28 protein-coding genes and 1 other annotated feature are annotated in these 26,152 nt (G+C 58.8%); of the genes, 21 read left to right on the forward strand and 7 right to left on the reverse strand.

The genetic code is table 11. The features are described from left to right. Positions 1–28 precede the first annotated feature (28 nt). The 10 genes from DFG60_RS01995 (at position 29) to DFG60_RS02040 (ending at position 6,466) form a co-directional block, all read left to right on the forward strand. Positions 29–577 carry a ComF family protein gene (locus tag DFG60_RS01995; RefSeq protein WP_232818592.1) on the forward strand — a complete coding sequence of 183 codons (549 nt, stop codon included), beginning with the start codon at positions 29–31 and terminating at the stop codon, positions 575–577. Between the two features lie 204 nt (positions 578–781). Beyond that, on the forward strand, positions 782–1,003 hold the full coding sequence (locus DFG60_RS13585) for a hypothetical protein (protein ID WP_157964466.1): 222 nt from the start codon (positions 782–784) through the stop codon (positions 1,001–1,003). Between the two features lie 35 nt (positions 1,004–1,038). After that, positions 1,039–1,287: a flagellar biosynthesis anti-sigma factor FlgM gene (gene flgM / locus DFG60_RS02005; protein ID WP_114570067.1), complete on the forward strand. Its 249-nt coding sequence runs from the start codon at positions 1,039–1,041 to the stop codon at positions 1,285–1,287. A gap of 94 nt (positions 1,288–1,381) precedes the next feature. Next, a complete protein-coding gene (locus DFG60_RS02010; protein WP_114570068.1) occupies positions 1,382–1,789 on the forward strand; it encodes a flagellar protein FlgN in 408 nt (135 codons plus the stop codon). A gap of 12 nt (positions 1,790–1,801) precedes the next feature. Further along, complete coding sequence (gene flgK / locus DFG60_RS02015) at positions 1,802–3,316, forward strand: flagellar hook-associated protein FlgK (protein ID WP_114570069.1); 1,515 nt, start codon at positions 1,802–1,804, stop codon at positions 3,314–3,316. Between the two features lie 7 nt (positions 3,317–3,323). Next, complete coding sequence (gene flgL / locus DFG60_RS02020) at positions 3,324–4,250, forward strand: flagellar hook-associated protein FlgL (protein ID WP_114570070.1); 927 nt, start codon at positions 3,324–3,326, stop codon at positions 4,248–4,250. 12 nt (positions 4,251–4,262) lie between these two features. Next, positions 4,263–4,838, forward strand: a complete 576-nt coding sequence (locus DFG60_RS02025) for a DUF6470 family protein (protein WP_232818593.1) — start codon at positions 4,263–4,265, stop codon at positions 4,836–4,838. 6 nt (positions 4,839–4,844) lie between these two features. Further along, positions 4,845–5,285 carry a flagellar assembly protein FliW gene (gene fliW, locus DFG60_RS02030; RefSeq protein WP_114570071.1) on the forward strand — a complete coding sequence of 147 codons (441 nt, stop codon included), beginning with the start codon at positions 4,845–4,847 and terminating at the stop codon, positions 5,283–5,285. Next, the gene (gene csrA, locus DFG60_RS02035) at positions 5,285–5,509 is read left to right on the forward strand and encodes a carbon storage regulator CsrA (RefSeq protein ID WP_114570072.1); all 225 of its coding nucleotides are present in this window, start codon (positions 5,285–5,287) and stop codon (positions 5,507–5,509) included. The genes fliW and csrA overlap by 1 nt, the downstream gene beginning before the upstream one ends. A gap of 132 nt (positions 5,510–5,641) precedes the next feature. Next, positions 5,642–6,466 carry a squalene/phytoene synthase family protein gene (locus DFG60_RS02040; RefSeq protein WP_114570073.1) on the forward strand — a complete coding sequence of 275 codons (825 nt, stop codon included), beginning with the start codon at positions 5,642–5,644 and terminating at the stop codon, positions 6,464–6,466. Positions 6,467–6,505: 39 nt separating this feature from the next. On the opposite strand, the gene DFG60_RS02045 is transcribed toward DFG60_RS02040, so the two are convergent. The 5 genes from DFG60_RS02045 to DFG60_RS02065 form a co-directional block, all read right to left on the reverse strand. Beyond that, the gene (locus DFG60_RS02045) at positions 6,506–7,315 is read right to left on the reverse strand and encodes an endonuclease/exonuclease/phosphatase family protein (protein ID WP_114570074.1); all 810 of its coding nucleotides are present in this window, start codon (positions 7,313–7,315) and stop codon (positions 6,506–6,508) included. Between the two features lie 124 nt (positions 7,316–7,439). After that, positions 7,440–8,333 (reverse strand): alpha/beta hydrolase, encoded by an 894-nt coding sequence (locus tag DFG60_RS02050; protein ID WP_114570075.1) that lies wholly within the window; start codon positions 8,331–8,333, stop codon positions 7,440–7,442. 41 nt (positions 8,334–8,374) lie between these two features. Further along, positions 8,375–9,256 carry a YitT family protein gene (locus DFG60_RS02055; protein ID WP_114570076.1) on the reverse strand — a complete coding sequence of 294 codons (882 nt, stop codon included), beginning with the start codon at positions 9,254–9,256 and terminating at the stop codon, positions 8,375–8,377. Between the two features lie 81 nt (positions 9,257–9,337). Next, positions 9,338–12,166 carry a sensor domain-containing protein gene (locus DFG60_RS02060; protein WP_114570077.1) on the reverse strand — a complete coding sequence of 943 codons (2,829 nt, stop codon included), beginning with the start codon at positions 12,164–12,166 and terminating at the stop codon, positions 9,338–9,340. Between the two features lie 131 nt (positions 12,167–12,297). Then, positions 12,298–13,149 carry a MurR/RpiR family transcriptional regulator gene (locus tag DFG60_RS02065; RefSeq protein WP_114570078.1) on the reverse strand — a complete coding sequence of 284 codons (852 nt, stop codon included), beginning with the start codon at positions 13,147–13,149 and terminating at the stop codon, positions 12,298–12,300. Between the two features lie 134 nt (positions 13,150–13,283). Here DFG60_RS02065 and gnd point away from each other — a divergent pair, with 134 nt between their 5' ends. The 3 genes from gnd (at position 13,284) to gntK (ending at position 17,190) form a co-directional block, all read left to right on the forward strand. Then, positions 13,284–14,165 carry a phosphogluconate dehydrogenase (NAD(+)-dependent, decarboxylating) gene (gene gnd, locus DFG60_RS02070; RefSeq protein WP_114570079.1) on the forward strand — a complete coding sequence of 294 codons (882 nt, stop codon included), beginning with the start codon at positions 13,284–13,286 and terminating at the stop codon, positions 14,163–14,165. 78 nt (positions 14,166–14,243) lie between these two features. Beyond that, positions 14,244–15,626 (forward strand): GntP family permease, encoded by a 1,383-nt coding sequence (locus DFG60_RS02075; RefSeq protein ID WP_114570080.1) that lies wholly within the window; start codon positions 14,244–14,246, stop codon positions 15,624–15,626. A 22-nt stretch (positions 15,627–15,648) separates the two neighbouring features. Then, positions 15,649–17,190, forward strand: coding sequence for a gluconokinase (gene gntK, locus DFG60_RS02080; protein ID WP_114570081.1), 1,542 nt, complete (start codon positions 15,649–15,651; stop codon positions 17,188–17,190). Positions 17,191–17,512: 322 nt separating this feature from the next. Here the strand turns inward: gntK and DFG60_RS02085 are convergent, their stop codons facing one another. Next, positions 17,513–18,670 carry a DUF2680 domain-containing protein gene (locus DFG60_RS02085; RefSeq protein ID WP_114570082.1) on the reverse strand — a complete coding sequence of 386 codons (1,158 nt, stop codon included), beginning with the start codon at positions 18,668–18,670 and terminating at the stop codon, positions 17,513–17,515. Positions 18,671–18,800: 130 nt separating this feature from the next. Between DFG60_RS02085 and DFG60_RS02090 the strand changes: the two genes are divergently transcribed. The 4 genes from DFG60_RS02090 (at position 18,801) to DFG60_RS02105 (ending at position 22,297) form a co-directional block, all read left to right on the forward strand. Beyond that, positions 18,801–19,463, forward strand: coding sequence for a response regulator transcription factor (locus tag DFG60_RS02090; RefSeq protein ID WP_114570083.1), 663 nt, complete (start codon positions 18,801–18,803; stop codon positions 19,461–19,463). Next, positions 19,460–20,731, forward strand: coding sequence for a HAMP domain-containing sensor histidine kinase (locus DFG60_RS02095; protein ID WP_114570084.1), 1,272 nt, complete (start codon positions 19,460–19,462; stop codon positions 20,729–20,731). The genes DFG60_RS02090 and DFG60_RS02095 overlap by 4 nt, the downstream gene beginning before the upstream one ends. 3 nt (positions 20,732–20,734) lie before the next feature. Beyond that, on the forward strand, positions 20,735–21,112 hold the full coding sequence (locus tag DFG60_RS02100; RefSeq protein ID WP_114570085.1) for a hypothetical protein: 378 nt from the start codon (positions 20,735–20,737) through the stop codon (positions 21,110–21,112). Between the two features lie 81 nt (positions 21,113–21,193). Further along, positions 21,194–22,297, forward strand: coding sequence for a Fic family protein (locus DFG60_RS02105; protein WP_114570086.1), 1,104 nt, complete (start codon positions 21,194–21,196; stop codon positions 22,295–22,297). 68 nt (positions 22,298–22,365) lie between these two features. Here DFG60_RS02105 and DFG60_RS02110 read toward each other — a convergent pair whose 3' ends face one another. Beyond that, the gene (locus DFG60_RS02110; RefSeq protein WP_114570087.1) at positions 22,366–22,869 is read right to left on the reverse strand and encodes a hypothetical protein; all 504 of its coding nucleotides are present in this window, start codon (positions 22,867–22,869) and stop codon (positions 22,366–22,368) included. 164 nt (positions 22,870–23,033) lie between these two features. Here DFG60_RS02110 and DFG60_RS02115 point away from each other — a divergent pair, with 164 nt between their 5' ends. From DFG60_RS02115 to DFG60_RS02130, 4 genes are all read left to right on the forward strand, one after another. Next, complete coding sequence (locus DFG60_RS02115) at positions 23,034–23,504, forward strand: hypothetical protein (protein ID WP_114570088.1); 471 nt, start codon at positions 23,034–23,036, stop codon at positions 23,502–23,504. Positions 23,505–23,561: 57 nt separating this feature from the next. Continuing rightward, complete coding sequence (locus DFG60_RS02120; protein WP_114570089.1) at positions 23,562–24,392, forward strand: GNAT family N-acetyltransferase; 831 nt, start codon at positions 23,562–23,564, stop codon at positions 24,390–24,392. A 110-nt stretch (positions 24,393–24,502) separates the two neighbouring features. After that, positions 24,503–24,859 (forward strand): hypothetical protein, encoded by a 357-nt coding sequence (locus tag DFG60_RS02125; protein WP_114570090.1) that lies wholly within the window; start codon positions 24,503–24,505, stop codon positions 24,857–24,859. A 127-nt stretch (positions 24,860–24,986) separates the two neighbouring features. Further along, positions 24,987–25,778: an alpha/beta fold hydrolase gene (locus DFG60_RS02130; RefSeq protein WP_114570091.1), complete on the forward strand. Its 792-nt coding sequence runs from the start codon at positions 24,987–24,989 to the stop codon at positions 25,776–25,778. 68 nt (positions 25,779–25,846) lie between these two features. After that, positions 25,847–26,086 (forward strand) — a binding site (T-box leader). The last annotated feature ends 66 nt before the right edge of the window (positions 26,087–26,152 follow it).

The following is a 26,152-nucleotide window of genomic DNA, read 5'->3' on the forward strand; positions in this document are numbered from 1 at the left end:
TAGCCAACGAACCTGTCCGGACTGTACAATGAAATTTGTGAAATCAGGGGAATGCGCTGACTGCGGAAAGCCTGGAAGAACCCTGTGCGCGGACTGCGTAAGGTGGCGTCTGAAGGGAGAAAAGCTCGTCACCCGGACGCTCTACCTGTATGATGCGGCGGGGAAGGACTTCATGCGCCGCTTCAAGTTCCTTGGCGATCCTGTGCTGATCGAGGTGTTTCGAAGCGACCTGAAACAGGTAAGAATGAAAGTGGACTGGATCGTCCCGTTGCCGCTGAGCGCGGAGCGGATCGCAGACCGGCGCTACAATCAGTCTGCGCTCATCGCGAAGCGGATTCGAGGACGGAAGCGAAATCCCCTGTCTCGAATCGACCTGCCGGCGTCGAGCGGACTGACGAAGGCGGAACGGGAAGGGCGGGAGAATCCGTTCCGTCTCGAGAGACCGTGCGCCGGAAAACGGATCCTGCTCGTCGACGATGTCTATACGACCGGGACGACGCTCCATCAGGCGGCCTCCGTCTTGCGCGCAGCAGGCGCCGCGGAAGTTTGTGCATTAACTTTGTTTCGGAGTGTTTAAGAATTCATGATTCGTGCCGATACTCTCTATGAGGTGAAGGAAATGGATGTCATGAACTGCACGAAATGCGGGAAATTGTTTGTTCGTCAATCAGGAGGCTTATGCGCGGACTGCGTACGTCTGGATCATCTGGACTTCGAGAGGGTGCGTGATTTCCTGAGAGAACGGCGAAACGTCAAAACCTCACCGAAGGATGTCGAAGTGATGATCGGCGTCAAGGCTGATACGGTCATCCGCTACATTCGAGAAGGGCGCCTCCTCGTCTCAGAGATCTCAAAGATCGAGATGGAGTGCGACAGCTGCGGCAAACCTTCGTCAGACGGCACGATCTGCCGCAATTGCCGTGATGAGATGCGACGCGAGCTCACGAAAGCGATGACGAATTCTTCTTCTGGCACTTCGAAACCATCGACGTATCGAACTTGAACAAGAATAGCGTGATCTAGAAAGCAGGTGTTCACATGCGAATTGATTCTTCGAAATGGGTGCATATGCCCCAAGCTTACGAACGAACTCAAAAAGTAGAAGGAACAGACCAAAAGAAAAGCGGCAAGGTCGACCAGGTGTCGATCTCGAGCGAGGCACGTGCCCGCTTCGAGGACACGGAGACGAGCCGCTCAGAAAAAATCAATGCTCTTCGCCAAGCGATTGAAGACGGAACTTATAAACCGGACCCAGTGAAGATTGCGGAGCGGTTTCTACGCTTGTGAGGGCGGATGAACAAAAGTTTGAGGCGACTCGGGGCAAGGATGCGCGGGTCGCTTTTTATATGAAGTAAAGTCAACGGGACAGGAGTGAGGAACGATGGAGACGATCAAGCAGTTGAACGAAGCGCACGAGGCGCTGCTCGCGCTTGCACGCGAAAAGACGGAAGTATTGATCAGGAACGATATGCCGCGGCTATCTGAAATCGTCAAGGAGGAGCCGGTGCTCGCGAAACGGATCATCAGTCTCGAAGAGGAGCGGATCGCGATGATGGGTGCCGTCTCGATGACGGAATGGCTCGCGGATCATCCGGAGAACACGGACGTCCTGCGCGACCTCGTGCGGACGCTCGGTGAACTGAAGCGGATCAACGAGCTGAATGCGGAACTTCTGACTCAGTCGCTTCATTATCTCGACTGGCATCTCCAGCTCCTCATCCCGGAGGCAGACGATTTTACATACGGGCAGTCGGCGATCGACAAAGCTCATTTCAACCGAAACGCGTAAGGAGGAGACATCATGGGATCGACATTCATGGGGCTTGAGACCGGGCGCCGGGCGCTGACGACACACCAGTGGGCGCTCCAGGCTACGGGGAACAACGTCGCGAACGCGAGCACGGCCGGCTATTCACGCCAACGGCTCATCATGGCGACGACGGAACAATTGACGCAATCGATCGGCAGCGGAAAAGTCGCGCAGTTCGGGACAGGCGTCCGCGGCGAGATGATCGAGCGGATGCGCGACTTGATGGTCGACAAACAGTACCGCGACGAATCGACGAAGGTCGGCTATTACGGCGCGAAGATCGAGGCGTTCGGCCGGATGGAGGACATCATCAACGAGCCGTCCGACACGGGCCTCGCACAAGCATTCGACGGCTTCTGGGAGTCGCTTGAGACGCTTTCGACGAACCCGCAGGACTCGGGCGCGCGCAGCGTCGTCCGCCAGAAGGCGGAGACGCTCAGCCAGACGTTCAACTACATGGCGACGTCTCTCGAGAAGGTCCAGGGCGACATCAAGTCGGAAATCGAGGTCTCGGTCAAGAAAGTCAACGACCTGCTCGAGAAGATCCACAACGTCAACAAGCAGATCCACGAGATCGAGCCGATGGGCGTCCTGCCGAACGATCTGTACGATGAGCGGGACCGCTACTTCGACGAGCTGTCGGAGTATATCGACTTCGAGAAGAAGCCGATCGACACGGAAGCGATCACGTCAGGAAACATGGGCAACGCCGTCAAGACGGCGGAAGGACGGGTTGATATCATCCTGAAGACACCTGATCCGGCAAGCGACTACGTCATCGAGCTGTCAAAAGGAGTGTCCAGATTCGACATTTCGTCGATCGGTACGGCTACGGACTTCAAAGTAGGGACGACGACACTTGCGATCAAGGACGGACTGATGAACGGCAAGCTGCGCGGTCTGCTCGAGATGCATGGATATCCCGGCAGCAGCACCGACGTCAGCTATGCGACGATGCTGACGAAGCTCGATACGCTCGCGAGTGAATTCGCGACGGCGTTCAATACGAAGCATAAGGAAAACAGTGTGATTTCCTCGTCAGGTGCAACACCGACACCTGCGTCGGACTTCTTTGCGCCTGCGACCGGGGCGACAATCTCGGCGAAAACGATCAGTCTGAGCAGCGCAATCAAGGCGAGCGTCTATAACATCGCGACATCGAAAGACGGCAACATCGGTGACAGCACAGGCGCACTCGCTCTCGCGGACGTAAAAAAGGACAAGGTAATCGACGGCAACAAGACGACGGTCGGTTCCTACTACCAATCGATGATCGGCGACATGGGTGTCGCAGCCGACCAGGTCGGACGCCTCGGCAAGAACGCGGCAGTCCTTCTTGAGAATGCGGACCAGCGCCGCATGTCGGTCTCGGCCGTCTCGATCGATGAGGAGATGACGCTGATGATCCAGTATCAGCACGCTTACAATGCGGCAGCACGAAATATTACCACTGTCGATGAGATGCTCGATAAGATCATCAACGGCATGGGACTCGTAGGACGGTGATGATTAAATGCGCGTGACACAGACGATGTTGACGAAGACGAATATCGGACACCTCTCCTCAAGCTACCAGAAGCTGAGTGTGCTCCAGGAACAACTGATCAGCGGCAAGAAGATCCAGCGTCCGTCCGAGGACCCGGTCGTCGCGATGCAAGGGATCCGCTACCGGACCGAGGTCCGGGAAGTCGACCAGTTCAAGAAGAACATCAGCGAGGCGACGGGCTGGATGGACTTGACGGACTCGGCGCTCGACGAGGCCTCGTCCGCGATGCGCCGGATCCGCGAGCTGACGACGCAGGCGGCGAACGATACGTACGACGCGACGCAGCGCCAAGCGATCCAGAGCGAGGTCGGGCAGCTGATCGAACACATCGGGACGCTCGCGAACACGAAGTACAACGAGAAGAGCATCTTCAACGGGACGAAGACGGACAAGCCGCTCGTCGACATGGACGCTTTGAAGGACTACCTGAAGAACGGCGGGGCGACGTCGTCGATCTACAAAGACGCGACGATCGCGGACCAAGCCATCGAATACGAGATCTCTTCCGGCATCAAGGTCGATATCAACGTCAAACCGGATGAAGTGTTCGGAACAACAACTTTCGAGAAGTTGAAAGCTCTCTATGACAAACTCGGTGAAAGTGTTCAAAACAATGGGGAAGAGCTTTCGGGCATGCTTGAATCGATCGATGACATCCTCGACAAGACGGTCGAGACGCGCGCCGATCTCGGTGCCCGGGTCAACCGGCTCGAGTTGAACGCGTCGCGGCTCGACGATCAGGAAATCATCGCGAAGGCGATCATGTCGAACAACGAGGACATCGACGCAGAGAAGGTCATCATGGAACTGAAGTCTTACGAGACACTTCACCGTGCCGCCCTCAGCGCCGGTGCCCGCGTGATCCAGCCGACATTGCTCGACTTCCTGAGATAAGGAGCTGATTGTTTGAACGCTCGTCTTGAGATGCGCCAAACCTACGCGCAGATTGGAATGGACAGCTCGCGTCCGCATATCGAACAGAAGCAGGCACCTGCCGAGCTGTCGATCGAGCAGCCGAGAGGCCGCCTTGAGATCGAGACGCAGGCCGCGGTCCTCGAGATCGACTCTTCGCGGGCATGGAGTGAGATCGGGCGCGTCCCGCCGCTCGAGAGCGGGAAGAACTTCGCCGAGGCGGCGAAGCAGGCCGGACGGGAAGGCACGTCGAGGATGGCCGCCGAAGGCGATCAGTTGATGCGGATCGAGAACGGCGGCAACGCCGTCTCCCGCATCGCGAAGTCCTATACGACGCCGCCCGCCGAGGTGACGCAGTTCGGCTTCACGCCGCGCAGCCTCGATCGGGTCAAGATCAACTATACGCCGGCCGAGGTCCGCGTGAACTATACGGCGGAACGGCCGCGAATCGACGTGAAGGTCAATCGTCCGGAGCTGACATCAGCGCCTTGGACGACGGACATCTACCTGCGGCAAAAAAATCAACTGGATATGTGGCCGGTCGGCGGCATATACGACGGGAAAGGGTAAAACGACATGCAAATCGAAACTGATTTTTTTGGTAAGGTCGACGTGAACGAATCGGAAGTCATCACGTTCGCCTCCGAGGTGCCGGGCTTCCCGGAAGCGAAGCGCTTCCTGCTCCTGCCGTTCGGGGACGACGTCCCGTTCTGGTCGCTGCAGTCGGTCGACCAGCCGGAGTGCGCCTTCATCGTGACGAACCCGTTCTGGATCGATGCGGGCTACGCGTTCGAACTTCCGGAAGTCGCGAAGGAACAGCTCGAGATCGACGACGCCGCGCAGGTCGCCGTCTACACGACGGTCACGCTGCGTGAGCCGTTCGACTCCTCGACGACGAACCTTCGTGCGCCGTTCGTCATGGAGACGAAGGGACGCAAGGCGAAACAGATCATCCTCGACGAGAAGTTCCCGAACCGCCAGCCGGTCGGGAAGCTCACTAAAGCGGGTGAACGCTGATGCTCGTCTTGAAACGAAAAGAAGGCGAAGCGATCCAGATCGGGGACGACATCGAACTCGTCATCCTCGGGATTGATGGTGACCAGGTCAAGGTCGGCATCAATGCGCCGCGCCATATCGATGTCCATCGGAAAGAAATCTACTTGACGATCCAGGAGGAGAACGCGGAAGCTTCCCGTTCGGCCGGATTGATGGAAAGACTTTTGAAACAGCGTTCGGAATGACTTCTTGAGGCGGATGCCTCAGGAAGTTTTTTTGTGCCGTTCATCCCGGGAAATCATGCTCAGCCGGCCGGAATCGTGTATAGTAATGGAAGAATAGTTAAGGTCATGTACAAAAATGGAGGAGTGGCGCTGATGAACGAGACGAAGCAACTGAAGAAGGACGCGGACCGCGTCTTGAAGGAGACGAGCCGGACGTTCTACATACCGATCAGCCGCTTGTCGACCGAGTTGCAGGAAGCGGTCGGGGCTGCTTACCTTGCGATGCGTGCGATCGATGAGATCGAGGACCATGAGGAGCTCGCGAAGGACGTCAAGAGCCGCCTGCTCCGCGAGACGGCGCTGCTTCTGCGTGGGACGTTCGACACTGCCGCATACGGTGCGCTCATCGCCCCGTACGCTGATCTGTTGCCTGAGGTGACGATACGTCTCGGGGACTGGGTCGACTACTGTCCGGAAGGGATCCGCTCGAAGGTGCTCGATTCGACGGCCGAGATGGCGGAAGGAATGGCAGCCTGGGCCGAGCGTGACTGGCTCGTCGAGACGGAGGCGGACCTTGACGAGTACACGTACTACGTCGCGGGACTCGTCGGCGTGATGCTGTCGGACGTCTGGGAATGGAAGGCGGGCATCGTCACGGACAAGGAGCAGGCGATCGGTTTCGGCCGCGGACTGCAGGCGGTCAACATCCTGCGGAACCAAGGGGAGGACGCGGAACGCGGCGTCGGCTATTTCCCGCCGGGCTGGACGACGGAGGACATGTTCGCCTATGCGCGGGCGAACCTCGCGCAGGCGGATGCCTACCTCGCCTCGATTCCGAAAAAGACGACGATCCACCAGTTCTGCAACATCCCGCTCGCGCTTGCGCACGGCACGCTCGACGCGCTCAGCCGGGGCAAGGAGAAGCTGAGCCGGCCGGAAGTGTTGAAGATCGTCGGCGGTGCGATGCTCAAAGGGTAAGGGAAATCGGATGAAAACAAGAAACGGATTGCTGTCCTGTCAGGAGGACACGCGATCCGTTTCTTTTTCGTGTTCTAAAGTGATGTCCGCGAACACTCCGTAATGGTCGCTCGGCAGGATTTTCACTCCGGTGACTGGCATATTCCCGAATACGTCAACCTTATCGATGGACGGGAGGTTCTCACCTTTCTTTTGACATAAGATCCAATCATAGCGGACAGGCCGCTCGAAATTCGAACCGTTCCTCAAGTGCGGATTATCGACGGGATCGAGCGTGGCTTGAGCTTTGATGCCATGCTGTTCCTCTTGAAGCTGGGCGACATCTGACCACAGATGACCAGTCAGGTAATGGTGAACCGGTGAATCCGGATCATCATTGAAATCACCACAAAGAATCTCAAACGCTGTAGTACCATCGCCTTCGAAGATCCAATCGTGTACGGATTTCATCTGTTCTTCCCTTGTCGCGGAAGAACGCCAATTGAGATGGACGTTCGTCAGACCGAATGTAATATCACCCATTTCGAAAGTGATCCTAATCGCACAGTAATTCGATTCCTTCGTATCCGTATACCAAATCGCATCTTCCGTAGAAATCGGATATTTGCTCAAAAAAGCCAGCCCCTCGTCTGGAGAATCAGGATACTCCTTGAAGACGCAAAAGGGGAAGCCGGTCTTCTGTGCGATATGCCGGGCGACATTCATGCCTTCTTCACCGTTCATATAAGTTTTGACTTCCTGGAGCGCAAGGAAGTCCGGATTGACACGTGTCACTTCTTCACAGATCGAATCGATCCGCTCAGCCCATGAGGACGGATTGTTCCAAATGTTGAAGGTGGCGATTCTCATCATATCCCTCCTTTCGCAAGGTCATTTCAGCAAAGGTTGTTCTCCCTCGTAAAGATGCAGACAATCCTAAAAAAACAGCCTCGACCCTTGTCATACAGGGATCGAGGCTGTCTGGCCTGGACGGTCAGCGAATGTCCTCGAGGTAGGTGAGCACCTTCTCCTCGTATGCCTTCCGGTCATGTTTATACGACTGGACGTGTCCGCCGTTGTTCGTCACCCAGAGGATGCTCTGGCGGGCCGCCTGATGGATCTTCTCGTTCTCCCGGACAGGGATCGCGTCGTCGCCCTTGCCGTGGATCAGAAGGACCGAGTAGTCGAGACGCCGGATCGCCTCGACCGGTTTGACGCGTTCCGGGTTCAATCCCGTCAGGAACGGCGTCACCTGCAGGATGACCGGCGTGAACGGGATGTTCGGCAGGCCGCTCCAGACAGGCAGGTTCGTCTCGAGGTAGTCCTTCAAGTCGCTGAACGGGCTGTCGGCGATGACGCCAGCGACGTCCGCTTTCGGTGCTGTGACGAGCGAGGTCGCTGCCCCCATCGAGATGCCATAGAGGACGACCGGTTTTGACGATCGCGACTTCGCGTAGCGGACGGCGGTCAGGAGGTCATCCTGTTCCTTCGCCCCGACCGTCACCCGGTCACCCTCGGACTTCCCTGAGCCGCGGAAGTCGAACGTCAGGACGTTGTAGCCCGCGTCATGGAACTTCTTGAACAGCGGCAGGACGGGGATGTCCTCCTGTTCCCGGTTCTTGCCGTAGCCGTGGGCGAAGACGATCGTCAGCTTCGCGTCCTCACGCGGAATCCACCAGCCGGACAGGCGCGTCCGGTCCTTGATCGAGCGGAAGCTGACGTCCTCATACTTCAGGTTCTCTGCCTTGAGCGGGTTCGTCGTCAGCTTCTCCCGTTCAGGCGCTGTCAGGTTGAGCCCGACGTAGGAGGAGAGACCGACGATTCCGACGACTGCGACCGTCAGCAGCGTGATGAGTGAGACGATGATTTTTTTCTTGTGTTTCTTCAAGCGGGTTCCGTCCTTTCGCGCAAGGAGCGCTTCGAATGAAATCAGTGGATATCCTTCTTCTTGAACCGTCCGCCGTGGACGTCGTGGATGTTGCCGATCGCGATGAACGCCTCCTTGTCGAAGTCGGTGACGATCTCCTTGAGCTTCGTCTCCTCGAGGCGCGAGATGACGCAGAAGATGACCTTCTTGCCTTCGCCGGTGAACGCTCCTTCGCCGTCGAGGTAGGTCAGGCTGCGCCCGAGCCGGTCCATGATGGCGGAGCCGATCTCCTCATAGTTCTCCGAGATGATCCAGACGCTCTTCGACTGGTCGAGCCCATCGATGACGACGTCGATCGTCTTGAAGGCGATGAAATAGGTGATGAGCGAGTACATCGCCCGGTCCCAGCCGAAGACGAAGCCGGCAGCACCTAGGATGAAGACGTTGAAGAACATGACGATTTCGCCGACCGAGAACGGCGTCGACCGGCTGAACGAGACGGCGAGGATCTCCGTCCCGTCGAGCGATCCGCTCGAGCGGATGACGATCCCGACACCGATCCCGAGCAACAGGCCGCCGAAGACCGTCGCGAGGAGCGAGTCGGTCGACATCGGTACCATCCCTTCGAACAGCTTCGTCGCGACCGCCATGGCGAAGATCGCGTACAGCGTCGACAGGGCGAACGTCTTCCCGATCTGCTTGTAGCCGAAGAAGATGAACGGGATGTTCAGGAAGAACAGCCAGAGGGCGAGCGTCGTGTCGGTCAGCGTCGACGAGATGATCGAGATGCCGACGATGCCGCCGTCGATGATCTGGTTCGGGACGAGGAAGCCTTTCAGTCCGAGCGCGAACAGGACGGCCCCGAGCGTCAGGAAGACGAGTCGTTTGAATATCTGTCCCTTCCGTGTCCTTCGGTGTTGTTTTAAATTCGCTGCAGCTTGCATGGAATTCCTCCTTCAAAATCATAATCTTCCTAAAGTATACCAAAAAAGCACCGGGACGTTATCGGAACGTCCCGGTGCTGCTCATTCGTAAGGTAACCGCTGGAAGTGGCGCATCAGGCGATCTGCGTCGTATTCGGACATATAGGATGCCTCATACAAGTCACCATCCTTCGATGTGACGCGGACGGAGCAACGGATGTCATCCTGCTTCGTCGGCACGACGACCTCGAACGATCCCGCTTCGATTGGAAGGAGGGCTTCGGTCGAGAAGAAGAGTTTCGTCGTACTCGTCTGATGGATCTTGATGTCGGACGAACCGATCTCGACCGGTCTCTCGTTCAGCGACTGCAAGGTGATTCGTGCCGCGATCGAGAAGCTCGGCACCTGGTCCGCTGCCAGCGAGCATGCCTCGATCGGATGGAGCACCTCGCGCGCGAGGAACTGGCAAAAAACGTTCGGCGCGACCGGGCGGCTGAACAGGAAGCCCTGGATGCCCGGGCAGTTGAGCCGGCAGAAGGCGGCGAGCTGGTCGTACGTCTCGATGCCTTCCGCGACGACCATCAGATCGAACTCGCGCGCCATGTAGAGGATGCTCTTGACGATGGCGTTCGCCTTGCGGTCCGTCGCGATATGAGTCGCGAACTGGCGGTCGATCTTGACGACGTCGATCGGGAAGCGCTGCAGGTAGGCCATCGAGGAATAGCCTTTTCCGAAATCGTCGAGCGCGATCCGGACGCCGAGCGCGCTTAAACGCTCGAGCATCTGGCTGACATGCGGGTCCTCCGAGACGAGCGTCGCTTCCGTGATCTCGAGCTCGAGTTGATTCGGTTCGAGCCCGTGCTTCTTGAGCGTCTGGCTGACGAAGCAGTCGAAGTCCGGCTGGAGGAAACGTTTCGGCGAGACGTTGACCGAGACGGGGACCGTCCGGACGCCTGCTGCCTGCCAGGAGGCGAGCGTCTTGCACGCCGTGTCGACGACCCAGTCGCCGATCGACAGATGGAGCGCGCTCTCCTCGGCGAGCGGGATGAAGTCGTTCGGCGGAATCCGGCCCCATTCCGGGTGCTGCCAGCGGATGAGCGCCTCCGAACCGATGATCGTCCCGGTGAACCCGTCGACCTTCGGTTGGAACTCGAGGAACAGCTGCTCGCGCTCGATCGCGTAATGCAGGTCCTGTTCGAGCTGATAGCGGCGGTACAGGTCGATGTCGAGGTTCGAGGCATAGAGGTGATAGCTGCTCTTGTCCTCGCGTTTCGAACGCCGGAGCGCCGTGTAGGCGTGCTTCATCAGGAGCGCAGGCTCGCTTCCGTTCTCCGGATGGCTGCTGACGCCGACCGAGACGCGGGCGAACAGGCTGTAGGAATCGATCGGGATCGGCTGCTCGCCGAGCGAGACGAGCAGCTCCGCGCAGTGGCGGATGTCGACCGTCGACTTCGTCGGGACGAACATCACGTATTCGTCGCCGCCGAGTTGGGCGAGGAAGACGTCTTCCCGTCTGATTCGCTCGAGCAGGAGACTCGTCTGACGAATCCACTCGTCTCCCGTGTCGTGACCGAACGCGTCGTTGATCTCTGTGATCCGGTTGAAGGCGACGGTGACGACGGAGAAGCGACGTTTCTCTGCGATCCACTTCTCGAGCGTCTCCGTCGCGTGTGTCCGGTTCGGGATCCCGGTCAACGGGTCGTGCATCGCGAGATGGTGCAGGCGCTGCGCATATTCCTCCCGCAGCGTCACGTCGTGCATGATGCTGTTCGTGTAGAGGAGCGTCCCTTCCGCATCGAGGACGGGGATCTGTTTGTCCTCGACCCATTTGATCCGGCCGTCCGGGAAACGGAGACGATAGGTGATCGTCCCGCCCTTCCCGTCGCGCAAGCTCTCGGCGAATGCTGCGACGCGCGCGAGGTCACGCGGGTCGATTCGTTCGGACAGGAAGTCGCCGCCGATCAGCATGTCGTCCGGAAGTGTCTCGAAAATGTTCTTGAAGCCCGGGGAATGGAAAAGGATCTCGCCCGTCGTCAAGTCGAGCTGGGAGATGGCGGCGTCGAGCGCCTCATAGATCTCCTTCGCCTGCTGGCGCTCCGACTCGAGTTCATGGCGTGCTTTTCTCACCTCAGTCAAATCATAGAGGACGACGGAAATCCGTGCTGAGCTACCGGGGTCCTTCCGGCGTGCCGCCTTCATCAGCAGGAGCTGGTACTCGCTGCTTGCGTTCAGGATTCGGATCTCACACTCGTAATGCGAGATGTCGCCGACGACGATCCGGAGAATCTCGCGGTGGAAACTGACGACGTCGTCCGGATGGATCCGGGCGAGCAACTGCTCGCGCGACAGCTCGGACAGCAGGTGCGGCGGGATGCCGAGGAACGTCCCGAGCGAACTCGAACGCTCGACGCTCTGCGTCTCCGGGTCGTAATGGAACAGGACGATCTCCGGGATCTGTTCCGTCAGCTCGAGTTGGAAACGGATCTCTTCGATATGCTCCTTCATCTGGATGTCTTCGGTCACGTCGCGTGCGATGCCGTAGACGCCGACGATTTCGCCGTCCTGATAGATCGGCATGTTCGTCAGGGCAAGCGTCAACGGATAGCCGAGCCGATGGAGCGCACGTGCCTGATAGTGGACGGTCTCGCCGGCGACAGCCCGCTTGAATTGCCTTTCGATTTCCGGAAGCTCGTCCGGATCGGTGAACGTATGGAACGACTGATAGAGCGCGTCAGCCGGATAACCGATTATCTTCGGCAGATTCTGATTGAAATGGACGATCTCGCCTTCGAGCGTGAAGAAGAAGATCGCATCCGGATGTCCCTCAAAGAAAGCGTGTGCCGTCTCGGGGCGCGAAAGTTCGAGACCGCCGATCGTCAGCGGTGAATCGGAAGAAAGGCCAAGCTGTTTCGTAGCTTTGATAAAGGTCATCGCAAAAACTCCTCTTGGTGGTTCGCTTCTTATATAGACATTATCGGTCAATGCGTGGCGGGATTCCATTTCTTCAAGAAGAGATAGACCTCTTTTCAAAAAACGCCCTCCTGGAAGGAAGGCGCGAACGGTCACATGCGTTTGATTTCGAGCGCTTGACGGATGCGCTGGAGCGATTCCTGTCCTTCCTGTCCGCGCGCCCGCATCAGGTTGACGAACAGGGCGTCGAACAGGCAGAGTTCGGCGAGGCGCGACGCCATCGCCTCCGTCCGGTAATCGGTCTCATCGGACGCCGTATAGAGGACGTGGTCGGCGAGACGGCTGAGCGGCGACTTCGCGTAGCTCGTCAGGACGATCAGCGCGACGCCGCGGACTTTCAGCAGCTCCGCGATCTGCAGCATGTCCATCGTCGCCCCGGAGTGGGAGATGACGATCGCGACGTCGCCCGCCTGGAGCTGGGAGGCGCTCATCAGCTGGATGTGCGTATCGAGCGTCGCGAAGACGGGCAACCCGGCCCGCATCCATTTATGGTAGGCGTCCATCGCGACGAGTGCGCTGCCGCCCGCGCCGTAGATCTCGATCCGCCGTGCACCGATCAACGCGCGGACGACCTGTTCGAGCGTCGTCTCGTCAAGCAGCTGTTCCGTGTCCGTGAGTGCTTTTTGCGAGGCGTGGAATACTTTGCGCGCGACCGTCCGGACGTCGTCATCCGGCGTGATCTCCTCGTGGATCTGGTGGAGCGGACTGACGATTTCGGCCGCGAGGGCGATCTTCATCGCTTGGAAGCCTTTGAAGCCGAGGCGCTTGCAGAAACGGAAAATCGTCGAGTCGGCGACCCCGAGCTGCTCGCCGAGCCCGCTGATGCTCGAATGGATGACGTGCTCGGGATGTTCGAGCAGCAGATCGGCGATCTTCTTCTCGATGTCGCTGTAGCTTGCATACCCCGCACGGACGCGCGCGAGGCAGGCGGTAGGTTCTGTCATGGTGTATGCTCCTTCACGTTTTCTCTTCCTCCATTGTACAAAGAAAAATATTTTTTTGAAAGCGGTTGCTTAAGGAAAAATATTCTGTATAATCAAGGTGTGGAAAGAAAAAAATTCGATGGCGGGTGAAGGATATGCAACTAGGATTAATCGGACTCGGAAAAATGGGACTCAACTTGGCCCTGAACGCGCACGACCACGGACACGACGTCTTCGCGTTCGACGCGGCAGGCGTACAGGAAGAGCGGATCACGGTGAAGGAGTCGATCGAAGCGGTCGTTGCGTCGATGGACGCGCCGCGAACGATCTGGATGATGGTACCGGCAGGGGACGCGACGGAGGAAGTCTTCAAGACGCTCCTTCCGCTGCTTCAGGCGGACGACATCATCATCGACGGAGGCAATGCACGCTTTACGGATTCGAAGCGACGCGACGCGGAAGCACGCGAGCGCGGCGTCCACTTCTTCGACTGCGGCACGAGTGGCGGGACGAGCGGTGCGCGCGAAGGGGCCTGCCTGATGATCGGCGGCGAGAAGGACGCGTTCGGCCGGATCGAAGGCTTGATCGCTGACCTCGCGCTTGAGAACGGCTACCTCTATACGGGACCTGCCGGCAGCGGGCATTACCTGAAGATGATCCATAACGGAATCGAGTACGGGATGATGCAGGCGCTCGCCGAAGGGTTCGAGATGCTCGACAAGAGTGAGTTCGACTACGACTACGAGCAGGTGGCCCGGGTCTGGAACCATGGATCGGTCGTCCGGTCGTGGCTCGTCGAATTGCTTGAGCAGGCGTTCAAGGAGGATTCGAACCTGGATGCGATCAAAGGCGTCATGCATTCGTCAGGCGAAGGCAAATGGACGGTCGAGACGGCGCTCGACATGCAGGTCGCAGCACCGGTCATCGCGCTCAGCCTGATGATGCGCTACCGGTCGCTCGAAGAGGACACGTTCAGCGGCAAGGTCGTCGCGGCGCTCCGCAACCAGTTCGGCGGCCACGCCGTCGTCAAGAAGTAAGAGTCACATAGCGGGCGGTGCGTGGGGACGCGCCGTTTTCCGCTACATAACAATGAAAACGTTTACGGGGGTTATTACATGTTCGATCTGTCAAATCTCGTCGGAGTGTCCAAAGAGACGCTCCTGATCCTGGTCGCAGTGGCCGGGATCTTCGCACTGTTGTTCTTCGTCATGAAGACGAAGCTGCACGCGTTCGTCGCGCTGCTGCTCGTCTCGCTCGTCGTCGGTGTCCTTGCCGGGATGCCGCTTGAGCAGGTCGTCGCGTCCGTCCAGACCGGGATGGGCGGCACGTTAGGATTCGTCGCCGTCGTCGTCGGTCTCGGCGCGATGTTCGGTCAGATGCTTGAAGTATCGGGCGGCGCGGAGCGTCTCGCCCAGACGATCATCAAGAAGTTCGGGGAAGAGAAGGCGCCATGGGCACTCGGCATCACGGGTTTCCTCGTCGCGATCCCGGTCTTCTTCGACGTCGGTTTCATCATTCTCGTCCCGATCGTCTACGGTCTCGCGAAGAAGACGGGCCGTTCGCTTTTACACTACGGGATTCCGCTGCTCGCTGGACTTGCCGTCACACACAGCTTCATCCCGCCGACACCGGGCCCGATCGCCGTCGCTGACTTGATCGGCGCGGACATGGGCTGGGTCATCCTGTTCGGTACGGTCGCCGGTATCCCGGCGATGATCCTCGCAGGTCCGATCTTCGGCCGCTGGATCGCGAAACGCATCCACGTCTCGACACCGGACTACATGGAGTCGAACGATGAGATCGCCTACACGAAAGATCTGCCGAGTTTCGGCTTGATCGTCAGCTTGATCATGATTCCACTCGCACTCATTCTATTGAATACCGTCTCCGGCGTCCTGATCGATGACAAGGAGAGCATCATCCGTCAGGTGTTGACGTTCCTCGGACATCCGTTCGTAGCCCTGACGATCGCGACGCTCCTGACATTCACGTTGCTCGGCACGAAACGCGGCTACACGCGCCAGGAAGTCCAGGACATCGCGACGAAGGCTTTAGAGCCTGCCGGGATCATCATCCTCGTCACCGGTGCCGGCGGCGTCTTCAAACAGGTTCTGATCGACTCGGGCGTTGGCAAGGTGCTCGGCGATATGATGGCGGGTTCACCGCTTCCGCCGATCCTGCTCGCGTTCCTGATCGCGATGGCAGTCCGGATCGCACAAGGTTCCGCGACGGTCTCGATGGTCACGGCTGCAGGACTTTCTGCGCCGCTGATCGACACGCTCAACATCACGGGTCCATACCTTGGGCTCGTCGTCATCGCGATCGCATCCGGTGCGACGGTCTTCTCGCACGTCAACGACTCCGGCTTCTGGCTCGTCAACCGCTACTTCGGTCTCGACGTCAAGGACACGCTCAAATCATGGACGGTCATGGAGACGATCATCGGCTTCACGGGACTCGCCGTCGTCGCGACGCTTGGCGTCATCATCGGCTACTAAGTACAACTAGGGGGAAGTCACCATGCGCTATCTGTTAGGAATCGATATCGGAACGACGAGCACGAAGGCCGTCCTGTTCGCCCGGGACGGCAAGCTCGTCCACCGGGCGGCGGCGGACTACCCGCTCCACTCACCGGAGCCGGGCGTCGCCGTCCAGGACGCGGACGAGATCTTCCGCGCCGTCCTGCTCGCCGTCCGAAAATGTGTCACGGGGAGCGGCGTCGCAGCGCGCGAGATCGGGTTCGCCTCGTTCTCGTCCGCGATGCACAGCGTCATCGCTGTCGACGCTGAAGGTGATGCCATCTCACCGGTCTATACATGGGCCGACAACCGGAGCGCCCGCTATAGCGAACGCTTGAAGCGGACGAACGGGATGGACATCTACCGCCGGACCGGGACACCGATCCATCCGATGGCGCCGCTCTCGAAGCTGATGTGGCTGAAGAGTGCGGAACCGGAACTGTTCGGCCGCGCGAAGAAATTCATCTCGATCAAGGAATATGTCTTCCATAAATGGTTCGGCGACTACGTCATCGACCATTCGATCGCGTCCGCGACCGGGATGTTCAACCTGAACGACCTCGACTGGGACGCAGAGGCGCTTTCGCTTGCCGGCGTCACGCCTGTTCAGCTGTCCCGTCCCGTCAAGACGACCGAGGTATTTCGCGGCATCCGCGCGGATTACGCCGAGGCGATGGGAATCGATGCTGATCTGCCCGTCGTCATCGGTGCGTCCGACGGCGTGCTCGCGAACGTCGGCGTCGGGGCGCTCGAGCGCGGCGTCGTCGCGGTGACGATCGGGACGAGCGGTGCCGTCCGGACCGTGACCGACCGTCCGGTGACGGATCCGAAGGGGCGGCTCTTCTGTTACGCCTTGACGGAGAACCACTGGGTCGTCGGCGGTCCGGTCAACAACGGCGGAATGATCTTCCGCTGGGTCCGCGACCAGATCGGCGTACCGGAGATCGCCGAGGCGCGGGCGCGAAACATCGACCCGTATGAACTGCTGACGGAGCTCGCTGCGACGGTCCCGCCTGGAAGCGATGGACTCCTGTTCCATCCGTTTCTTGCAGGGGAGCGTGCTCCGCTCTGGGACGCGAACGCGCGCGGGTCATACTTCGGACTCGGGCTGCACCATACGCGGGCTCATCTCGTCCGCTCCGCGCTCGAAGGCATCATCTACAACCTCTATACGGTGCTGCTCGCGCTCGAAGAGGTATCGGGCACACCGAAGCGGATCGAGGCGACGGGCGGATTCGCCCGTTCGGCCTTCTGGCGCCAGATGATGGCGGACGTCTTCGACCAGCCGGTCAACATCCCGGAGAGCATCGAGAGCTCGTGCTTCGGCGCGGTCGTCCTCGGGCTGTACGCGCTCGGCGAGATCGACTCGCTCGACGTCGGACAGGAGATGATCGGAGGGGTGCATGCGCACACGCCGGAGCCGGAGGCGACGCAGCTCTACCGCGAGCTCTTGCCGGTCTACATCCGGCTCGGCCGTCTGTTGACGGAGGAATACGCGGCGATCGCCCGGTTCCAGGAGAAGCACACGAAATCAGAAGCATGAGACGGGCGCACAGTCACTGACTGTGCGTCTTTTGATGTTTCTATACGCAGTGTCCTGTCGCTTCGACTGCCCCGCTTTCCGCGGACAAGCACCGGAGCCGCTTCGGACTTCGTCCTGCAGGGTCTCCGCTCCTTGTTTTTCCGCAGGAGTCGGGGCGTCGCGCTTCAGGACTGGATGGATCGAAGAGCAGAAAAACCAACAGACCAAAAGACAAAAAACATAAAGACCTGAAGTGACGAAAAACGGAACGCCCGATATTGGAATGACCGGCAGGACGACGCAAAAAACCAGACCACTGGGGGGAGTGGTCCGGCTGTACGTGTTAGATGGCGGTCGCTTCCGTCGCGACGTCATCGTCTGAATCCGTGCTTGAATCGGAGTTCGAGTCTTGGTGCATGCCCGGGCCGAAACCACCGTGACCTCCCGGACCGCCGTGGCCGCGTCCCGCTCCGCCGAAGCCGCGTCCTTCGCGTCCCTGAATATCGTCGTAGCTGTTTTGTTCAGCCGCGTGCTCATCGATGTGCGCCTTCATCTCGGTCGCCTGCTTCTCCGTGATTTTGCCGTCCTTGACGAGCTGGTCGATGTCCGCTTTTTGTGCTGCGACGAGTGCCTTCTCGAACGCTGCGTACTTGACGCCTTCGCTTTCCGCGAATGCATGGAGCGACTTTCCCGATTCCTCGAACTTCGCTTCATCGAGTCCGAGTGCCTTCAGGACGTCCGTTGCCGAATCACCCATCATGCCGCGCATCCCGCCGCGTCCTTTTTCCTGCTCGAGATCATCGTAGCTCGTCGCCTCGGCGAACTTCGCCTCGATCCGCTCCGTGATCTGTGCCGCCTGCTCCTCGGTGAGTTTGCCGTCCTTGACCTGCTGTTCGAGTTCCGCCTTCTGCGCCGCGAGGAGCGCCTTCTTGAAGTCGGCGAACTTCACTTGCTGGCTGCGGGCGTACTCGGCGAGCGACTTGTTCGCTTCCTCGAACTTGTCCGCGTCGAGGCCGAGTGCCTTCAGGACGGCCGGGATGATGCTCTCCCCGAAGAATCCGCCAGGGCCGTGCATCCCGCGTTTCATGTCGCGGTCGGGCAGGTCGCCGTAGCTCGTCGTGTCCGCGAAGCGTTCTGTGTGACGCTCAAGCATGTCCGCCGCCTGTGTCTTCGTCAGGTCGCCCGATTCGACGAGCGCGTCGAGTTGCTCCTTCGCCGCCGCGAGCTCCGCCTTCTTGTAATCGGCGAACGGGATGCCTTTCTCCTCTGCGAGCTCGGCGATCGTCTTGCCGGCCGTGCGTGCCGCCTCTGCCTCCGCTGTCGTGATGCCGAGCTTCTTCAGGAGAATCGTTTGGTCGAAATGTCTTCCTTTATCCGCGTGATGCCATTTCGGTGCGTTTCCTGTCGTGTCGGTCGTGTTCGATGCCGCCCAGACCGACGTGCCTCCTACTGTGAGTGCGCTGATCGCGAGTGCTGTGATCCATTGTTTTTTGTGTTTCATGATTGACCACTCCTTTCACCTTTCATATTAACGGGGCTGAAAACGGAAGTTGTGAGGAAGTTGCAAAGAATTCGCAAAGACAGGATGCGACATGCGAAAAGGCGGTACACTGAATATGGAGGGATGAACGATGAAGATACTATTGATCGAAGATGAGAAGAAGCTCGCGCAGGTGACAACGCGTTTCCTCGAACACCACGGGTACGAGGTGACCGGTGCCGAGACGCTCGCGGACGCGAAGCGCCTGCTGAGCGAGACGGTGTTCGACGCGGCGCTCGTCGACGTCCGCCTGCCGGACGGGGACGGATGGTCGATCGTCCCGCAATTGAAAGGGATAGCAAATCCGCCGGTCGTCTTCATGATGACGTCGCGCGGCGAGGCGGACGACCGCGTCTTCGGGCTTGAGCTCGGTGCGGACGACTACCTCGTCAAACCGGTCGTCTTGAAGGAACTCGTCATCCGGCTCGAACGCTGGCTGAAGATGCGCACGCTTGAGACGAAGAAGCCGGGCCTCGGCGCACTCATGCTCGACGAGCGGGCGCGCATCGTCCGGGACGGGGAGGCGGATCATCATCTCGCGAAGATGGAGTTCGAGCTGCTCAGCTATTTTCTCGAGCACTTGAACGAGGCGCTGTCGCGTGATCAGATCCTCGACGACGTCTGGGGCTATGCGTTCGGCGGTGACACGCGGACGGTCGACACGCACGTCAAGCAGCTGAGAGACAAGCTGCCGACGGTCAAAAGCCAACTGAAGACGGTCCACCGCGTCGGGTACCGTTTGGAGGCGCTATGAGCAAAGTGATGAGAAAGTTCCTCCTGGCGGTCCTCGCGCCGCTCTTCGTGATGGCACTGCTCAGCTTCGGTCTGACGGCCGTCCTCGTCAATCGCTTCGCTGAAAGCGAGCGGTACGATCAGCTCGCACGCGAGGCGAACATCATCCAGTCGGCGATCGAAGGCGACGGGGATGCCCCGCGCGAGATCCAGGCGTTCCTGACGGTCGGCGAGGAGACGCGTCTGATCGGGCGCGGACCACGGATGGCGTTCGACGCGCCGGACTTGTCCCGCTTGAAAGAAGAGGACGTGATCGAGTTCGACGGCAAGAAGCAGCTGACGTACCAGCTGAAGACCGATGACTACACGATCACGACGTTCCGTGAGGCGCCGCTCGCCGGGCGCGCCTTGAACGGTGTCTATCTCGCGATTGGCGTCGCGCTGCTCGTCACGCTCGTCTTAGCTTCACTGCTTGCCTATTTCGTCGGCCGGAACTATACGCGGCCGATCACGGAGCTCCGGACGGTCGCCGAGAAAATCGGGACAGGGGAGGCCGAGGTTACGCTGCCTGTGCGGCCGAACGACGAGGTAGGAGAGCTGATCGACTCGGTCGGGGCGATGCACGCGCAACTGAAGGAGAAGGAGACGATGCAGAAGTCGTTCATCGCAGGCATCACGCATGATTTGCGGACGCCGCTCGCGATCATCCGCAACGAGACGGAGGCGCTCGCTGCCGGCATCATCCCCGTCTCTGAATTAAGTGAGGTCACCGGCAGCATCATCGAGGAGACGGACCGGCTCGGCGTCCTGATCGACGAGACGCTGCTCTACTCGAAGCTCGCCGGCAAAGGGATGCCGCTTTCGCGCGTCGAACTGGATGTATCAGAGCTCGCGAAGCAGACGGCGGAGCGCTTAACGGAAACATTCGCTGAGAAGGGTGTGACGCTCGCGCTGCGGCTTGAGCCGTCGATTCATTCGGTCGACGAGCGGGCGTTCGAGCGGGTGCTCGTCAACTTCCTGATGAACGCGCTCGCCGCTGCGCCGGAAGCGAGCACGGTCGAGTTCGAGGTGACAAGGGACATGCTCAGCGTCTCGGACGCAGGAAGCGGCGTGCCGATCGACCAGCGCGACCGTATCTGGGAGATGTACGTCAAGCATGACGGCAGCCAGGGCCACGGGCTCGGTCTCGCGATCAGCCGTCTGATCCTCGAGAGCCACGGCTTCGGTTACGGGGTGGGCGAGAGCAAATTAGGCGGGGCGAGCTTTTATGTCAAATTCAAGGGGGAATAAGTTATGCAGACACGAAGGATGATGTTCGCGCTCGCGGCGACATTAGTGTACGCCGCGCCATATGGATTTTTTGCGCTCTATCTCGACTGGACGACCGGGACGATGATCGGATATCTCGGCTTGCTCGCGCCGCTTGCGATCGCCTATGCGAGCGGACGGGTCAAGACGCTGACGCCGCTCGTCCTCGGCAACGTCCTGTCGTACGCGATCTCCTACTATGAAATTGGACGCATGGGGGACGAATGGGCGGGCTACTTCAGTCCGCTCGCGCCGGAGACGCTACTGATCGTCCTGACGCTCTTCGGAGTGCTGATCCAGGCGTTGATTTGGCTGTCCGCCTGGTCACGCGAAAAAGTGAAGCAAACAAAAATGCCGTCCTGAGCAGGGCAGCATTCAAGATATTGAAGAATATGAGTAAAGAAAAGAAGTGATAATGTGCCTATCAATCGATTGGGAAAACTTATGGTTGAAGTAGAACTCGACAAGGCAATCAAAATCCTTGAGACGCTTGCCATGGTGAACACGAAACTTGGAAAACTGGAGAGCGAGTTTCGTCATTCTGTCGCGAGTAAGCAGCTGATTCAACTCTTCTCCCTGCAAGAATCTGTCGAGTCTTCTCGAATCGAAGGGACACAGGTCACGTTCATCGATATGATGGAACAGGCAACGGTCAAGTCGCCTCGCTCGGAAGTCGTCGAGGTCAGGAATTACTTCGACGCGCTGAACATGGGATATGAAGCAGTCCGGAATGGCTATCCGGTGTCGACGCGGATGATCAAACAGCTGCACGAAGTATTGATGGCAGGTTCTCGCGGCGAGGTTTCGTCGGCCGGGCAGTTCCGAAAGATCCAGAACTTCATCGGACCGACGAACCGAATCGAGGATGCGTCCTATATTCCAGTCCCCGTCAACGAGATCGATGCCTACATGGAAAACCTCGAAGTGTTCATCAACACGGATGCCTATGGCAGGATGTTGCCGACGAATCACTTGAAAGGAGCCAGTTATTGTTTCGATGAGGATTCAGCTCCTCTCATCAAGACAGCGATTCTGCATGCGCAATTCGAGTCGATTCATCCCTTCCTTGACGGAAATGGACGGCTTGGTCGGATTTTGATCGTCATCTATTTGCTCCAACAGAAAATCATCAACATCCCGGTCTTCTTCGTCAGCGAGGAGCTCGAGAAGGAGCAAACACGCTACTATGACATGCTGAACGGCGTGCGCGGGGAGAACCCGGACTGGGGAAGTTGGATTTTGTTCTTCTTGAATGCCTGCAGCCGCATGGCGGACAAGCTGATCCGAAAACTCGAGAACGCGGAACGGTTGGCGCAGGAAGGGAACGAACGCCTGACGAAAGAAGCGGAGCGTCTCATCTGGCTCAACTCGTTCGAGGAACCAGTCACGACGGCAGCATCGATGAGCAAACGGACGGGCTACAGCATCGCGACGACCCGCCGTATCCTGAACGATCTCGTGGACAAAGGATTGCTCTACGTATCGCCGAGCGAGATCCGCAACAGGAAGTACCGAAACTACGAGTTGATTCGTCTGCTCGCAGATTAGCAAACAAAAATGCCGTCCTGAACTGAACAGCTCTGAGGGAGCTTATCAGATCAGGGCGGCATTCCGTCTTATTTCTCTTCCTTGTCGTATGCGAGGCTCGGTTTGACGAGCGTGTAGAACTCGTCGCTCATCCCGACCTTGCTGCCGAGCTGACAGACGAGCTCGAGCGTCTCTTTGTAGAACTCCGAGACGAGGCCGTGGTTCTTTATGTGCATGTCCTTCATCGCCTTCTCGACGCCGAGGACGACCTTCGCGATCTGCTCGTCCGCGTCGTTGCGGACCGGGACCATGTTCTCAGGGAGCTTGACTTCCTTCTCGTAGTCGTTGAAGCGGAACGATGCGCCGAAGCCGAGGTGCTCGAGGAAGAAGTGCGGCAGGAGCTTGCTCGCGAAGAACTCGTGCCATGCGCTCTCCTTCATCGCTTCCATGTCGCGCTTGAACGACGTCGTCGCGAGCGCGTAGCGGTCATGCGTGTCCTCCATGAATTTCTCGATCACCGGCACCTGCATCGCGAACGCGTTCTTCAGTAGATTGTCGAGCTCTTGTTGCGTCAATTGTTTCTGTTCAGCCATCGGACTAACCCCATTTCGTTTCGATACCTCTATCGTAAGAAATTTAGATAATTCCGTCAAATCTTTTCCGAGTATAAGGTTTACCTATTTCACGAAAAGGAAATAGTTCACTATTACAAACGGCATCGTCCTGGTGAAATGGGTTACATATGGGGAGGTCCATCATGAAAAAGTTGATCAGCGGAGCGCTCACGGCAGTGCTTCTCGTACCGGGAACGGCGTCGGCGGCAGTCGCCTATCAGGGCGGCATCATCAAGAACGACAGCTACGGCTACCGCGTCAAGACGACGGCATCGATCGAGAAGGCGATTCGCGACAAGAAGGTCGTCGTCGTCAAGAACAAGGACGTCAAGTCGAAGTACGGCTACATCACCCGCAAAGGGACGTTCTCTCTATATTACAAGGTGAAGGGGCAGGACCAGATGCTCGTCAACCTCGAGTATGAGCCGAAGAAGCTCTCGAAGGCGGTGTTCAAGCGCGAGGTCGGTTACGGGACGTACCTCGGCGTCCGCGGCAACAAGACGTACTATTACGTCCTGCCGACGGGACCGGTCGAAGGCGCGCTCGGCAACGCGCGCATCGAGAAGCTGATCAACGACGTGCCAAGCATGATGAAGACGTTCCGACTGCGCTAGCATTCGCTAGTGCTTTTTCTTCGGACTGTGGATATAGTTAGGATGAGGTGAAGTGAAATGGAATGGACAATCGAAAAAGTGAAACAGAAGACCGACGTGCTGCAGTTAGAGAAGTGCGTCAACGACCATGACAAGATCGAACTGAAGGTCGCAAGCGACTGGATCGGCGAGAAGGACTACGCGATCTACGACGGCGACAGCCTGGTCGGCTACTTGCAGGCGTTCGCCTACTTGCCGACGGAGTGGGAGATCAACGCCTTCGTCGACCCGGACTACCGGAAGCAAGGCGTCCTGAAGACGCTCGTCGACGCGGCGAAAGCGGACGCGAAGGAAGCTGGCGTCGAAGCGTTCACGTTCGTCTTCGATGAGAACAGCAAGTCGGGCGGCGGCGTCCTCGAACACTGGAACGCCGAGTACCGGATGACCGAGTACAACATGACGCTCAAGAAGGCGCAGCTCTTCCTGAAGGCGGACCCGGACTTCGAGCTGCGCGAGGCGACCGACGCCGACCGTCCGTTCATCGTCGAGACGCTCGGTCTCGCCTTCGGCAACGCGCCGGAGGAGGCAGAGGCGATCTACCAGGCGATCGAGTCGGAGGACCGCATCACCTACATCGGCGTCGCGCACGGCAAGCCGGTCGGCGTCATCCGCGCCTTCCTCGCGAGCGAGACGGCAGCGAGCATCCATGCCTTCGCTGTCCGTCCGGAGGAGCAGGGCAAAGGGTACGGCAAGAAGATGCTCAAGCTGATGGTCCAGGCGTTGTTCCGGACGGGCCGGACGCAGATCGAGCTCGATGTCGAGACGGACAACGACCTTGCACTCGAACTCTACAAGGACGCCGGATTCGCCGTCGAACGCGGCTATCATTTCTACATTCTCGAAATCTGAGAGCAAGGCGAAGGGGCAGCGGCTCCTTCGCTTTTTTGTTCTGAAAAAGTGAAACCTAGTCGCACCCCGTGCGTAAAGATAGTCATGAGACAAATGAGGAGGAACAAAAGATGACGGAACAACAACGGGCGCTTCAGCCGCTCAAATGGGTCACAGGCGGGCTCGAGGCCTTCCTCGGAATCCCGGTGCTCGGCGGGCTCTTCATCATGGGGACGGGTTATACGCCGCTCTTCGTCATGCTCGCCTTCCATATCATCGTCGTCGTGTTGACGGCGCGGGCAGGGAAGGTGTCTGCCGGGAACATCGTCGGGATCTGCGCCTCGACGATCGGATTCATCCCGGTCGTCGGCATGTTTTTGCACATCTCGGCAGCGATCGTCCTCCTGATCGACGCGGCGCGCGGTCAGATGCAGCCGGTCGTCCGGGCACGGACGCAAGCGCGTCGCGAGGACGAGCATCCATTCTAAGCAGGTTCGACAGACCGTCAGCGCGTTTCGTGCTGGCGGTCTTTTCGTATGCAGTCGAAGCGTTTCGAACTCCTGCCCGGGGGAACAGACAGGAAGATTGTCAAAATCGAATGTAGGAGGAAACAGCATGGGAAAATGGATTCAATCACAAGGGACGAACATCTATGTCGAGGACGTCGGTCGCGGGGAGGCCGTCGTCTTCCTGCACGGCTGGCCGGCGAACAACGACATGTTCGAATATCAGAAGAATGCCCTGCTTGACGCAGGCTACCGGTACGTCGGGATCGACTTCCGCGGCTTCGGCCGCTCGGACGCGCCGAGTACCGGCTACGACTACGCGACGATGGCGCGTGACGTCCATGCCGTCGTCGAGGAACTGAGGCTCGAGGACTTTGCGCTGCTCGGCTTCTCGATGGGCGGGGCGGTCGCGATCCGGTACGCGTCCGAGCATCCGGTCAAGAAGCTGATCCTCGCCGGCGCCGCGGCGCCGGTCTTTACGCAGCGCGACGACTATCCGTACGGGATGAAGAAGGAGGAAGTCGACGAATTGATCGCGAGCACGAAGCAGGACCGGCCGTCGATGCTGAAAGGCTTCGGCAAGCAGTTCTTCGCAAAAGACCATCCTGAGCCGCTGCTCGACTGGTTCCACCACGTCTCGCTCGTCGCGTCTTCGCAAGGGACGATCAACGCGGCGATCGCGCTCCGCGACGAGGACTTGCGCGACCGGCTCGGACTCGTCGATAGCGAGACGCTGATCATCCACGGCAAGCAGGACGAGATCTGCCCGTTCGAGTTCGCGCTCGAGATGGAGAAGGGAATCAAAAATGCCCGAATCGTCCCGTTCGAGGAGAGCGGGCACGGGACGGTGCTCGACGAGATGGACAAGTTCAACGAGACGCTGCTCGCGTTCCTGCGCTAAAAAACTTGAGGCAAACGTGTTGACAGGTTCGATTCATGCGTGTAAAGTTGTCAACAAGTTAGCCATACGATAAATCAACGACGCGGAGTAAGTACCGGCGTGACTGCTGCCAAAGCGAGCTAGGGAAGGTGAGAGCCTAGCGCAGTAAGACGACACGGGAATGGACCGCTGAGAGCCTGTTGAAAGCAGAGTAGACAGGACGGACGCCCCCGTTACCGGGCTAGCTGGTTGTTGGACCAGCGATCGAGAGGGAGAGATTCGTTCTTTCCAATCAGAGGTGGCACCGCGCGGATACAAGCGTCCTCTATACATAGCTCAGGCTGTGTGTAGAGGGCGCTTTTTGTTGTAGCAAGAGGGCCGAACCATCCAACGCA

This window comes from Exiguobacterium flavidum, assembly GCF_003344535.1.
Lineage (GTDB): Bacteria > Bacillota > Bacilli > Exiguobacteriales > Exiguobacteriaceae > Exiguobacterium_A > Exiguobacterium_A flavidum.